This window comes from Microbacterium sp. BE35 (genome assembly GCF_031457705.1).
In the GTDB taxonomy this organism is placed as follows: Bacteria; Actinomycetota; Actinomycetes; order Actinomycetales; family Microbacteriaceae; genus Microbacterium; species Microbacterium trichothecenolyticum.
Genome location: NZ_JAVDXD010000004.1, coordinates 65,854 through 78,055 on the forward strand (window position 1 = coordinate 65,854; position 12,202 = coordinate 78,055).

Here is a 12,202-nt window from a genome sequence, read left to right on the forward strand (position 1 = left end):
CTCCCCGAACACGCACGCATTCGCACGCACACGCAAGGACCCGCATGAAGACCGCCGAGATCGCACAGCGCTTCCTCGATTACTTCGAGAAGAACGGCCACACCATCGTCCCCTCGGCATCGCTGGTGACGGACGACCCGGCGCTGCTGTTCACGGTGGCCGGAATGGTGCCCTTCATCCCGTATCTCTCGGGTGACGTGCCCGCGCCGTACCCGCGCGCGGCCGACAACCAGAAGTGCATCCGCACCAACGACATCGAAGAGGTCGGCAAGACGCCGCGCCACGGCACGTTCTTCCAGATGCTCGGCAACTGGTCGTTCGGCGACTACTTCAAGGAGGGCGCGATCCGCTACGCGTGGGATCTGCTGACCTCGCCCGAGGCCGACGGCGGGCTCGGCTTCGACCAGAAGGACCTGTGGGTCACCGTCTACGAAGAGGACGACGAGGCGCACGACCTCTGGCTGAAGCTCACGGACCTGCCGGAGGAGCGCATCCAGCGGCTCGGCAAGGACACGAACTACTGGAGCACCGGTCTTCCGGGCCCTGCCGGGCCCTGCTCGGAGATCTTCTTCGACCGCGGCCCGGAGTACGGCATCGACGGCGGCCCCGCGACCGACGACGACCGCTACGTCGAGATCTGGAACCTCGTGTTCATGCAGTACGAGATCACGAACGTTCGCTCGAAGTACGACTTCGACATCGTCGGCGAGCTGCCGAACAAGAACATCGACACCGGCATGGGCCTGGAGCGCATCGCGTTCATCAAGCAGGGTGTCGACAACATGTACGAGACCGACCAGGTGCGTCCGGTGCTCGACAAGGCGGTCGAGCTCGCGGGCCGCACATACGGCGCGAACCACGACGACGACGTGCGCTTCCGTGTGGTCGCCGACCACGTCCGCTCGTCGCTCATGCTCATGTCGGACGGCGTCACGCCGTCCAACGACGGCCGCGGCTACATCCTGCGCCGTCTCATGCGCCGCGTGATCCGCTCGATGCGCCTGCTGGGCGTCGACGGGCCGACGTTCGAGGTGCTGTTCTCGGCATCGCGCGACGCCATGAAGGACGCCTACCCGGTCGTCGAGACCGACTGGGCGCGCATCTCCCAGTACGCCCTCGCCGAGGAGGCGACGTTCCTGCGCACGCTGGCGGCGGGGGAGTCGATCCTCGACGAGTCGCTCTCCGATACGAAGGCTGCGGGGGGCACGACCCTCACCGGCGCCGAGGCGTTCCTGCTGCACGACACATATGGCTTCCCGATCGACCTGACGCTCGAGATCGCCGAGGAGGCGGGTCTCAGCGTCGACCGCGCCGCGTTCGACGGCCTGATGCAGGAGCAGCGCGCACGAGCCAAAGCCGACGCTCGGGCGCGCAAGCGTCAGCTCGCCGACACCAGCGTCTACCGCGACCTGCGGGCGCAGGGTGAGACCGTCTTCACCGGCTACACCGACCTCGAGGCCGAGTCGCAGGTGCTCGGCATCCTCGTCGACGGCGTCTCGGTCGACCGCGCGAGTGCCGGCCAGATCGCCGAGGTGATCCTCGCCGAGACCGCGCTGTACGCGGAGTCGGGCGGCCAGGTCGCCGACAAGGGCGTCATCGTCGGCCCGGGCTACGAGCTCGAGGTGCTCGACGTGCAGAAGCCGGTGCCGGGACTCATCAGCCACACGGTCGAGGTGTCGACGGGAGAGCTCGGCGTCGGTCAGGCGGCGACGACGGTGGTGGATGCTGCGAACCGCCGCGCCGCCCGTCAGGCGCACTCCGCGACGCACCTGGTGCACGCCGCGCTCCGCGACACGCTCGGCAAGACGGCGACGCAGGCCGGATCGCTCAACCGCGCCGGCTACATGCGCTTCGACTTCTCGTGGGGCCAGTCGCTGTCGGACGAGACGAAGACAGAGATCGAGGAGATCGCCAACAACGCGGTGCGCGACAACCTCGAGGTGACCACGCGCGTCCTCCCGCTGGACGAGGCGCGCTCGCTCGGCGCGATGGCGCTGTTCGGCGAGAAGTACGGCGACACGGTGCGCATGGTCGACATCGGCGGCCCGTGGTCGCGCGAGCTCTGCGCCGGCACGCACGTGTCGACGAGTGCCGAGATCGGGCTCATCAACCTCGTCGGCGAGTCGTCGGTGGGCGCGTCGAACCGCCGTGTCGAGGCGCTCGTCGGTCTCGACGCCTTCCGCTCACTCGCGGCCGAGCGCGCCCTCGTGTCGCAGCTCACGACCTCGCTCAAGGCACCGCGCGAGCAGCTGCCCGCTCGCATCGCCGAGCTGCAGGCGAGCCTCAAGGCCGCCGAGAAGAAGATCGCGGCATTCGAAGCCAAGGCCCTCGGCGACCGGCTCCCGGCCCTCGCGGCCGCCGCGACGCGGGTCGGGGACACCGTCGTGGTTGCGGAGTCGCTCGGCAACGCCGCATCCGCCGACGACGTCCGCTCGCTGGCGCTGCAGGTGCGCGAGCGTCTCGGCTCCGAGGCCGCGGTCGTCGCGCTCGGCGCGGTCGTGAACGACCGTCCGGTCGTGATCGTCGCCACCAACGACGCGGCCCGCGCATCGGGCGCCAAGGCGGGCGTCCTCGCGAAGGGCGCCGCCGGCGTGCTCGGCGGCGGCGGCGGCGGACGCGACGACGTCGCCCAGGGCGGTGGAACGGATGCTGCGGCCCTGCCTGCGGCACTGGTCTCGGTGAAGGACGCCCTCGGCGCGTGAGCGGCTTCCGGCGCGGCACGCGGCTCGGCATCGATGTGGGCAAGGCCCGGGTCGGGGTAGCGAAGTGCGACCCCGACGGCCTGCTCGCGACTCCGGTCGAGACGGTGCCGCGCGACGACGCATCGGTGACCCGCATCGTGGCGCTCTCCGACGAGTTCTCGGCGGTCGAGCTCTACGTCGGCCTGCCTCTGAACATGCGCGGCGAGGACACGGCCTCGACCCAGGACGCCCGGGACTTCGCCGCCGCGCTGGCGGTGGCATCCGGGCTCCCCGTGCGCCTCGTCGACGAACGGCTTTCCACCGTCTCGGCACACGCGGCACTGCGCAGTTCGGGCAGAACCCAGCGTTCGTCGCGTAACATCGTGGACCAGGTCGCCGCGGTCGTCCTGCTCCAGCAAGCGCTCGACGTCGAGAAGAGCACCGGACGACCTCCCGGAACCCCCGTCCCCCAGGAGCCCGCCTGATGCCCGACTCATCGCCCGCCGGCGAAGCCGTTCCCCCGTCGCGCCGCGCCGCCCGCGAGGCCGCCGCGCGCCGGGCGACGACGGGGCAGACGCCGACGATGCCGGCCGCACCTGCGCCCTCGGCGCCGGAGGCTGCTCCCGCCGCCCACGCGGCCACGTGGGAATCGCTCATCACCGGCTCCACGCCTGTCGTCGGGACCGCTCCCACGCCGCCGTCGACCCCCGCCGTCCCGGTGGACGAGCCCGTGCCGGGCAGCGGCTTCCAGCCGGTGCCGCTGCGCACCCCTCGTCCCACGACGCAGCCGATCGACGTCGAGGCGACCGTCGATGACGACCCCTGGCTCTTCGCCACGGCCGGCGGGAGCCCTGCGATGCCCTACAGTCGTGGGGGCGCCGCGCCTGCTGCTGCTCCCGCGGCCGGGGTGGCTTCCCCGTCGGCCGCTCGCGCCACCCCGCCCGCTCGCGATGAGACCGACGCGCCGTCCGCACCCTCCGGCTCCCTCGAGGACCTCTTCAGCGGATCGGCGTCGACCCACGACATCGGGCACGCCCCGCCGCCGGACAGGAAGCGCCGGCGCATCGGCGGCTGGATCGCCCTCGGCGTCGTGCTGCTGATCCTCGGCGGCATCGCCGCCGGCGGCCTGTACGTGTGGAACACCTACGAGGACAAGATCCGCGAGGTCATGGGCTGGGAAGAGCCCAAGGAATACGAGGCCGGACTGGCCAACGGCGAGACGTTCGTCACGATCGCCCAGGGCGACACCGGGTCGCCGATCTCGCAGTCGCTGTACGACGCGGGCGTGACCAAGACGCCCGACGCCTTCTACGACTACCTCATCAAGAGCGGGCAGAATCCCACTTTTCAGCCGGGGGTCTACAAGCTCCAGAAGCAGATGACGAGCGAAGCAGCCCTCGCCGCGATCATGGATCCCGCCAACAAGCAGGAGTTCACCGCCCAGATCCCCGAGGGCTACACCCTCGAGCAGACACTCGCACGGATCTCGGAGGGCACCGGCATCCCGCTCGAAGAGCTCACCGCGGCGGCTGCCGACTCGTCGGCGTACGGCGTGCCCGCAGACCCGGACGTCGTCGCGGCAGGCGGGCAGCCGCTGGAAGGCTGGCTCTTCCCGGCGACCTACACCTTCGACCCGACTGTCACCGCGCAGTCGGCAATCCAGACGCTCGTCAACCGTACGATCCAGTCGCTCGACGCCGCCGGTGTGCCTGTCGAGCGGCGCCAGGAGATCCTCACGACCGCCTCAGTCGTTCAGCGTGAGGCCAGCTCCGGGGCTGATATGCAGAAGGTGGCGCGCGTCATCCTCAACCGGCTGGACGCGAACAACCAGGAGACATTCGGCAAGCTCCAGATGGACTCCACGGCGCAGTACGGCTACGGAGAGATGCACGACGGAACGGTCAGTTCGTCTGAGGAGGCCCTCAACGATCCCAACCCGTGGAACACCTACGTCCACACGGGATTGCCCGTCGGCCCGATCGCCAACCCGGGAGACGTTGCGATCGACGCGGCGATGCACCCGGCCGACGGCCCCTGGCTCTACTTCGTGACGGTGAACCTTCTCACCGGCGAGACGCAGTTCAGCTCGACCTACAGCGAGCATCTGAAGTACGTCGAGCAGTGGCAGCAGTGGTGCCGCGACAACCCGGACCAGGGGTGCTGAGCCCCCAGGCGTCGCGTCTGGAGGTCTGGGGCGACCCGATCGCGCACAGCCGCTCGCCGCAGCTGCACGCCGCAGCGTACGACGTTCTCGGCCTCGACTGGACCTACGGACGCCGAAGAGTCGACGAGACATCCTTCGCCGGCGAGCTCGCCGGGCTCGACGACGCGTGGCGGGGCCTCTCGCTCACGATGCCGCTCAAGGGTGTCGCGTTCGCGGCCGCGGCGGTGCTCGACCGACGCGCCGAACTGACCGGCGCGGTCAACACGCTGCTGCTCGACGCCGACGGTGCCCGCGGCTTCAACACCGACGTCGGGGGCATCGTCCGCACCCTCGCCGACGACGGCATCACGACGGTGGCGCGGGCGCGCATCGTCGGCGCCGGCGCGACCGCGACTTCCGCCCTGGTCGCTCTCGGAGAGGTCGGCGCGCGCGAGGTGGATGTGATCGCACGCCGCCCGGAAGCGGTCGCGCCGCTCGCCGACCTCGGCCGCCGCATCGGAATCGCCGTGACGACCACGCCGTTCGCAGCATCCGATCACGCCGCCGTGCCGCTCACGATCGCGACGCTGCCGGGCGACGCAACGCTTCCGGATGCCGCGGCCGACGCCCTCGCCCGCTCGGGCGGCCACCTGCTCGATGTCGTGTACGGGCACTGGCCGACGGCGCTGTCGGCCGCGTGGGATCGCGCGGGCGGCACCGCCCGATCAGGACTCGGGATGCTGCTGCATCAGGCTCTGCTGCAGATCCGGATCTTCCGGGACGGCGACCCCGGCACGCCCCTCGACCGCGAGGCGGAGGCGCTGCAGGCGATGCGCCAGGCGCTCGGGGAGCCCACCGCGGCGTAACGGCCTCCCGGGGCGTGGGAGACTGGACCAATGCTCCGCGTGCTCACGGCCGGCGAATCGCACGGCCCCGAACTCGTCGCCGTCATGGAGGGCCTGCCTGCGGGCGTCCCCATCTCCCGCGCCGCGATCCAGGCGGATCTCGCGCGCCGCAAGCTCGGCTACGGCCGTGGCTCGCGCATGAAGTTCGAGGAGGACGAGCTCACGATCTCCTCCGGCGTCGTGCACGGCACGACCCTCGGCAGTCCCATCGCCGTGCGCATCGGCAACACCGAATGGCCGAAGTGGGTCGAGGTCATGAGCGCCGAGCCCGTGGAGCTCACCGAGAAGTCGCGCGGACGAGGGGCGGCGCTCACGCGTCCCCGCCCGGGCCACGCCGACCTCGTCGGCATGCAGAAGTACGGCTTCGACGAGGCCCGCCCGATCCTCGAGCGCGCGAGCGCCCGCGAGACCGCCGCCCGGGTCGCCCTCGGCGCCCTCGCACGCGCGTTCCTGGCCGAGCTCGGCATCCGTCTCGTCAGCCACACCCTCTCGATCGGTCCGGTGCAGGTCCCCGAAGGCTCGGCGCTGCCGACTCCCGACGACGTCGACACGCTCGACGCAGACCCGCTGCGCTGCTTCGACGCCGCGACGAGCGCGGCCATGGTCGCCGAGGTCGACGACGCCCGCAAGGACGGCGACACACTGGGCGGCATCGTCGAGGTGCTCGCCTACGGCCTGCCTCCGGGGCTCGGCTCGCACGTGCACTGGGACCGCCGCCTCGACGCGAAGCTCGCTCAGGCGCTCATGAGCATCCAGGCCATCAAGGGCGTCGAGGTCGGCGACGGCTTCGAGACCACTCGCCGCCGCGGCTCCGCCGCGCACGACGAACTGTTCGCCGCCGGCGACGGCATCACCCGCTCGAGCGACAAGGCAGGCGGCACCGAGGGCGGCATGTCGACCGGCACCGTGCTGCGCGTGCGCGCAGGCATGAAGCCGATCGCCACGGTCCCGAAGGCGCTGCGCACGGTCGACGTCGCCACCGGCGACACCGCCTCGGCCCACCACCAGCGCTCGGACGTGTGTGCCGTGCCCGCCGCGGGCGTCGTCGCCGAGGCGATGGTCGCGGTCGTGCTGGCGGACGTCGTGCTCGAGAAGTTCGGGGGCGACAGCGTCGCCGAGACGCGCCGCAACATCGAGGGCTACCTCGCGGCGATCCCCGACGCGCTGCGCAGCGCGGCAGCGAGCGACGCCGGCCTCGCCGACCATGACCTCGCACTCTGACACCGTCGTGCTCATCGGTCCCATGGGGGCCGGCAAGACGAGCATCGGCAAGAAGGTCGCGCGGGCGCTGAGCCTTCCGTTCTTCGACACCGACGCCGCGGTCGTCCGCGACCACGGACCGATCGACCAGCTGTTCGTCGAGCGCGGTGAGGCGCAGTTCCGCGCCGCCGAGCGCGCCGCCGTGGTCGAGGGGCTCGCGACGGGCGGGGTGGTCTCGCTGGGCGGCGGAGCCGTGCTGGACCCCGAGACGCGCGCCGACCTCGCCGGGCACCGCGTCGTCCTGCTCACGGTCTCTCCCCGCGTCGTGGCGGGCCGAGTCCGCGACTCGAACCGCCCGCTGCTGCAGGGCGGCGACGATGCGATCGAGCGCTGGACGGCGATATTCGAAGAGCGTCGCCCCGTCTACGAGGAACTCGCCGACATCATCCTCGACACCTCCACCGGTCCGCTGCAGGACGTCGTCGACGCCCTGGTCGCGTGGGTGCGCGGCACCACCGACCCGTCGGCCCCCACCGGCGACCAGCACAAGGAGCAGACCGCATGACGGATGCCACGACCATCACCGTGAGCGGAGACGCGAGCTACGACATCACCGTGGGACACGGCATCCTGTCATCCGTCGGCGAGGCGCTGCCACCCGCCGCGCGCAAGGTGCTCGTGATCCACCCGCCGACCCTCGCCGCCGAGGCGGAGCGCCTGCGCGCACAGCTCATGGCTGACCGCGAGGTTCTCCTCGCGGAGATCCCCGACGCCGAGGCGGGCAAGCGCATCGAAGTGGCCGCATTCTGCTGGCAGGTCATGGGCAAGGCGGACTTCACCCGCACCGACGCCGTCGTCGGCTTCGGCGGGGGAGCGGTGACCGACCTGGCCGGGTTCGTTGCGGCGACGTGGCTGCGCGGCGTCGAGGTCGTGCAGGTGCCGACCACGGTGCTGGGGATGGTCGACGCCGCCGTCGGCGGCAAGACGGGTGTCAACACCGCCGAGGGCAAGAACCTCGTCGGTGCGTTCTGGGCGCCGCGCGCCGTGATCTGCGACCTCGACCTGCTCGGCACGCTGTCACGCAACGAGCGGGTCGCGGGGTATGCCGAGGTCGTCAAAGCCGGCTTCATCTGGGCGCCCGAGATCCTCGATCTCATCGAGGCGGACCCCGAGAACGCCGTGGACCCGCAGAGCGCGGCGTTCCGCCGCACCATCGAGCTCGCCATCGGGATGAAGGCGCGCGTCGTGGGGGAGGACCTCCGCGAGGCGGGCCTTCGCGAGATCCTCAACTACGGGCACACCCTCGGCCACGCCATCGAGCACGCCGAGCGGTACCGCTGGCGCCACGGCGCCGCGATCTCGGTGGGCATGGTCTTCGCCGCCGAGCTGTCGCGCCTCGCGGGCCGGCTTCCGGATGCCGCCGCCCAGCGCCACCGCGACATCCTCGAGTCCCTCGGCCTGCCGACGGGCTATCGCCCCGGCGCGTGGCCGCAGCTGCTGTCGACCATGCAGCGCGACAAGAAGAGCCGCGGCGGGATGCTGCGCTTCATCGTGCTCGACGACATCGCCAAGCCCACCGTGCTGCAGGCGCCCGACGAGTCGCTGCTCTTCGCCGCGTACCAGGAGGTCGCGGGGTGAGCAGCGTGGCCGTGCGTCGCGTCCGCTCCGACGAGTGGCAGGCGGTGCGCGAGCTGCGGCTCGAGTCGACCAGCGATCCCGACGCGGACATCGCCTTCCTCGAGACGCCGGAACAGGTCGCCGCCCGCTCGGAGCAGTTCTGGCGCGAGCGCGCCGAGCTCGCCGCCCTGAGCGAGACCGCCGCGCAGTTCGTGGCGGTGATCGACGACGTGTGGGTGGGCAGCCTTTCCGTGCTCATCCGCGCGACGGGGCAGACCGATCACCTGGGCCGCTTCGTCGACGACCGTCGGGCGGATGTCGTCGGGGTCTACGTCAACCCGGCTCATCGCGGTACGGGAGCGATCGACCTCCTGCTCGCCGCCGCCGCGGAGTGGGTGAGCTCCCTCGGGCTCACCCGGCTCAGCCTCGACGTGCACCGGGACAATCCCCGCGCCCAGGGCGCGTATCGTCGGGCGGGGTTCGTCCCCACGGGCGAGACGTTCACGAGCGTCATCGGTCCGGAGATCGTGATGGCGCGCCCGCTGCCATGACCTCGAAGGCCCCGCCCCGCATCGCGGGACGGGGCCTGTGACGGCTGCGGTGCTCAGACGGCAGGCACGAGTTCCTCGCGCTGCTCGGAGCGGAGACCGAGTTCAGCCGTGGGGATGCTCTTCGACTCGCGTGCCGTGAGGGCGCTGACGGTCGCGATGAGGGAGATCACCGCGGTGAAGACGCTGATGACGAGCCAGCCGCCCTCCTGAACGCCGCCCAGCGCCGTGACGATCGACGGGGCGAAGCCCGCCATGAGGAACCCGAGCTGCGTGCCGATCGCCATGCCCGAGAACCGCACGCGCGTGCTGAACATCTCGCCGTAGAACGAGGGCCACACGGCGTTTGCGGCGGCGTACCCGAACGAGAAGGTGAGCACCGCGAGCAGGAACGTCACGAACTCGTTCCCCGCCCCCATCGACAGCATGTAGAAGGGCATGAAGACCGCGGACGAGAGCGCGCCGTAGATGAACACCGGCTTGCGACCGATGCGGTCGGCCAGTGCGCCGAACAGGGGCTGGGTCCCGATCGCGACGAGGTTGGCGACGACGACGAGCCAGAGCGTGATGGCGGCGTTGAGCCCGACCTCCACGCCGTACGCGATGGCGAGGTTGCCGAACACCGTCGAGACGGCGGCGATGAACGCGCAGCAGATGACGCGGAGCACGTCGCGCCAGTGGTCGCGCAGGAGCGGGATGAGCGGCATCCGTGCGATCCGTCCCTCCGCCTTCGCCTGCTCGAACTCGGGCGTCTCGTGCAGCGTCCGCCGGATGAAGAAGGCGACGAGCACCACGACCGCGCTCAGCCAGAACGGCACGCGCCAGCCCCACGTGTACTTGATCTCGTCGGGGAGCGCGACGACCGGGATGAAGATCAGCGCGGCGAGGATCTGGCCGCCCTGGGTGCCGGTGAGGGTCCACGACGTGAAGAACGACCGGCGGTCGTCGGGCGCGTGCTCCAGCGTGAGCGACGACGCGCCCGCCTGCTCGCCGGCCGCGGACAGGCCCTGCATGAGCCGGCACAGCACCAGCAGCGCGGGGGCGGCCCAGCCGATCTGCTCGTAGCCCGGTAGACAGCCGATCGTGAAGGTCGAGATGCCCATGAGCAGCAGGGTGAACATGAGCACTTTCTGCCGGCCGATGCGGTCGCCGAAGTGGCCGAGGATGACGGCGCCGACGGGACGCGCGATGTAGGCGAAGCCGAATGTCGCGAACGACATGACGAGCGCGGCCTGGTTGTCGGAGGGGAAGAAGACGGTGGGGAAGATGAGCGCTGCGGCGGAGCCGAACAGGAAGAAGTCGTAGTACTCCACGGCGCTGCCCATGAAGCTGGCGACAGCCGCCTTCACGGGGGTCTTCCGCGTCGTTGCGGTGGTGGTCATCGGTCGTCCTTCTCTGGTGAGTGTCACGCCGGCACGGGGTGCGGCGCAACGAGGTCGTGGAAGTGGCGGATCATGCGATCGGAGTCGGGCTGGTGGCCCGTGATGAGGCGGAACGCGTCGACGGCCTGGTGGACCGCCATCCTTCCGCCGTCGAGCGTGGCGCAGCCGGCGTCGCGGGCCGCGCGCAGGAGCGCGGTGTCGAGCGGCCGGTAGACGATGTCGGCGACCCACAGCTCGGGCCGCAGCAGGTCGGGGGAGAACGGCATTCCCGGGTGCTCCTTCATGCCGGTCGGCGTGCAGTGCACCAGCCCCGACGCCGACGCGAGGAGGTTCGGGAGAGCGTCCGTCGTGGCGTGGGCCACCTCGACGACATGACGACGCGCCAGGTCGGTCGCGAGCTCCTCGGCCCGTTCGGCGTCGATGTCGACGACGGTGAGCCGGCGGGTCCCGACGCGGAGCAGGGCATCCGCGACGGCGGAGCCCGCACCGCCCGCCCCGAGCAGCGTCACGTCGACGACCGCCGCGCGCGGAAGGCCGGTGCGGAACGCCGTCTCGAACCCGGTCGTGTCGGTGTTGTGACCGACGAGCCCCTGGTCGGTGAAGAGCACGGTGTTGACCGAGCCGAGCGCCTGGGCGAGCGGGTCGATGCGGTCGAGGTACTCGAGCACGAGGCGCTTGCAGGGATGGGTGACATTGAGGGCGTCGAAACCGAGGCGACGCGCCCACGCGAGGATGTCGGGCAGCTGGTCGGGGGCGAGGCCCAGTGTCGTGAGGTCGATGGTGCGGTACACGTAGTCGAGGCCGAGGGCGCGAGCCTCGGCCATGTGCATCGCCGGCGTGAGGGAGGGGGTCACGCCCGTTCCGACCAGCCCCACGAGATACGGCGGTGTCTGGCTCATGGCACTCCTTCGTCGGACCGGCACGTCTATGTACTAACTGGTACGTTCAGAGAAAACCACGACGGATCGTCGATGTCAAGAGCGAATGGAGTCACGAGTTCGGCGGGGAACGTGAGGCGCCGCTGCGCCGAGTGGTGCGACGGCGGGTGCGCCGGACTATCGCGGGGCGTTCGTGAGCCAGCCGACGACGACGTCGCCGATGAGCGAGCGCAGGTGGCTCCGGCGCTCCGGGTCGGTGAACGACACGTCGAAGAGGTAGCCGAAGGTGTACTGGTTGGCGATCTGGAACACGCAGTAGGCGCTGATGACGAGATGGACGTCGATCGCGTCGACATCCTCCCGGAAGACACCTGCCGCGCGGCCGAGTTCGAGGATCTCGTCGAGGAGCGTCTTCGCCGGCTGGGCGAGTGTGCGAAGCGACTCGATCCGCCGGATGAACTCGCCGCGATGGATGTTCTCGATGGCCACCAGCCGGATGAAGGCGTCGTGCGTCACATGGTGGTCGAACGTGAGCTCGGCGAGCTGGCGGATCGCGGCGACGGGATCCGTGTGGTCCACGTCGATCGCCTGCTCGGCCTTGCGGATGCCCTGGTAGGCGTTCTCGAGCACCGCCAGATAGAGCTGCTCCTTGCCGCCGAAGTAGTAGTAGATCATCCGCTTCGTCGTGCGCGTGCGCTCGGCGATGTCGTCTACGCGGGCTCCGGAGTACCCCTCCTCGGCGAACACCTCGGTCGCGACCGCGAGGAGCTCTGCTCGCGTCCGCTCGGCATCACGCGTAACGGGGGGCACGACCGCCAGGATAGTGGGCGCCGCACGCGGCGCCCGCG

11 protein-coding genes are annotated in these 12,202 nt (G+C 70.8%); 8 read left to right on the forward strand and 3 right to left on the reverse strand.

Annotated elements, in window-relative coordinates; all coding sequences use genetic code 11:
• Nucleotides 1-44: 44 nt before the first annotated feature.
• From alaS to J2Y46_RS14155, 8 genes are read left to right on the forward strand one after another with little or no spacing between them, the layout of a single operon-like run.
• On the forward strand, nucleotides 45-2,702 hold the full coding sequence (gene alaS / locus J2Y46_RS14120; protein WP_310243182.1) for an alanine--tRNA ligase: 2,658 nt from the start codon (nucleotides 45-47) through the stop codon (nucleotides 2,700-2,702).
• Nucleotides 2,699-3,166 (forward strand): Holliday junction resolvase RuvX, encoded by a 468-nt coding sequence (gene ruvX / locus J2Y46_RS14125; protein ID WP_045302523.1) that lies wholly within the window; start codon nucleotides 2,699-2,701, stop codon nucleotides 3,164-3,166. The genes alaS and ruvX overlap by 4 nt, the downstream gene beginning before the upstream one ends.
• A complete protein-coding gene (mltG, locus tag J2Y46_RS14130; protein WP_310243184.1) occupies nucleotides 3,166-4,845 on the forward strand; it encodes an endolytic transglycosylase MltG in 1,680 nt (559 codons plus the stop codon). The genes ruvX and mltG overlap by 1 nt, the downstream gene beginning before the upstream one ends.
• Complete coding sequence (locus J2Y46_RS14135) at nucleotides 4,839-5,690, forward strand: shikimate dehydrogenase (RefSeq protein ID WP_310243187.1); 852 nt, start codon at nucleotides 4,839-4,841, stop codon at nucleotides 5,688-5,690. The genes mltG and J2Y46_RS14135 overlap by 7 nt, the downstream gene beginning before the upstream one ends.
• Nucleotides 5,691-5,720: 30 nt before the next feature.
• Nucleotides 5,721-6,950, forward strand: a complete 1,230-nt coding sequence (gene aroC, locus J2Y46_RS14140) for a chorismate synthase (protein ID WP_310243188.1) — start codon at nucleotides 5,721-5,723, stop codon at nucleotides 6,948-6,950.
• On the forward strand, nucleotides 6,934-7,494 hold the full coding sequence (locus J2Y46_RS14145; RefSeq protein WP_310243190.1) for a shikimate kinase: 561 nt from the start codon (nucleotides 6,934-6,936) through the stop codon (nucleotides 7,492-7,494). The genes aroC and J2Y46_RS14145 overlap by 17 nt, the downstream gene beginning before the upstream one ends.
• The gene (gene aroB, locus J2Y46_RS14150) at nucleotides 7,491-8,567 is read left to right on the forward strand and encodes a 3-dehydroquinate synthase (RefSeq protein WP_045302515.1); all 1,077 of its coding nucleotides are present in this window, start codon (nucleotides 7,491-7,493) and stop codon (nucleotides 8,565-8,567) included. The genes J2Y46_RS14145 and aroB overlap by 4 nt, the downstream gene beginning before the upstream one ends.
• Nucleotides 8,564-9,097, forward strand: a complete 534-nt coding sequence (locus J2Y46_RS14155; protein WP_045302514.1) for a GNAT family N-acetyltransferase — start codon at nucleotides 8,564-8,566, stop codon at nucleotides 9,095-9,097. The genes aroB and J2Y46_RS14155 overlap by 4 nt, the downstream gene beginning before the upstream one ends.
• Nucleotides 9,098-9,150: 53 nt before the next feature.
• Here J2Y46_RS14155 and J2Y46_RS14160 read toward each other — a convergent pair whose 3' ends face one another.
• The 3 genes from J2Y46_RS14160 to J2Y46_RS14170 all read right to left on the reverse strand — a co-directional run bounded on the left by J2Y46_RS14160 (nucleotide 9,151) and on the right by J2Y46_RS14170 (nucleotide 12,164).
• The gene (locus J2Y46_RS14160; RefSeq protein WP_045302512.1) at nucleotides 9,151-10,476 is read right to left on the reverse strand and encodes an MFS transporter; all 1,326 of its coding nucleotides are present in this window, start codon (nucleotides 10,474-10,476) and stop codon (nucleotides 9,151-9,153) included.
• A gap of 23 nt (nucleotides 10,477-10,499) precedes the next feature.
• Nucleotides 10,500-11,375 carry a shikimate dehydrogenase gene (locus tag J2Y46_RS14165; RefSeq protein WP_045302509.1) on the reverse strand — a complete coding sequence of 292 codons (876 nt, stop codon included), beginning with the start codon at nucleotides 11,373-11,375 and terminating at the stop codon, nucleotides 10,500-10,502.
• Between the two features lie 156 nt (nucleotides 11,376-11,531).
• Entirely contained in the window at nucleotides 11,532-12,164 is a 633-nt protein-coding gene (locus J2Y46_RS14170) for a TetR/AcrR family transcriptional regulator (RefSeq protein ID WP_245619664.1), read from the reverse strand.
• Between the last annotated feature and the right edge of the window lie 38 nt (nucleotides 12,165-12,202).

Excerpts from the sequence above, each read along its gene's own strand:
- alaS (WP_310243182.1), top strand. The coding sequence starts at position 45 with ATGAAGACCGCCGAGATCGCACAGCGCTTCCTCGATTACTTCGAGAAG.
- mltG (WP_310243184.1), top strand. The coding sequence starts at position 3,166 with ATGCCCGACTCATCGCCCGCCGGCGAAGCCGTTCCCCCGTCGCGCCGC.
- aroC (WP_310243188.1), top strand. The coding sequence starts at position 5,721 with ATGCTCCGCGTGCTCACGGCCGGCGAATCGCACGGCCCCGAACTCGTC.
- J2Y46_RS14145 (WP_310243190.1), top strand. The coding sequence starts at position 6,934 with ATGACCTCGCACTCTGACACCGTCGTGCTCATCGGTCCCATGGGGGCC.
- aroB (WP_045302515.1), top strand. The coding sequence starts at position 7,491 with ATGACGGATGCCACGACCATCACCGTGAGCGGAGACGCGAGCTACGAC.
- J2Y46_RS14160 (WP_045302512.1), bottom strand. The coding sequence starts at position 10,476 with ATGACCACCACCGCAACGACGCGGAAGACCCCCGTGAAGGCGGCTGTC.
- J2Y46_RS14165 (WP_045302509.1), bottom strand. The coding sequence starts at position 11,375 with ATGAGCCAGACACCGCCGTATCTCGTGGGGCTGGTCGGAACGGGCGTG.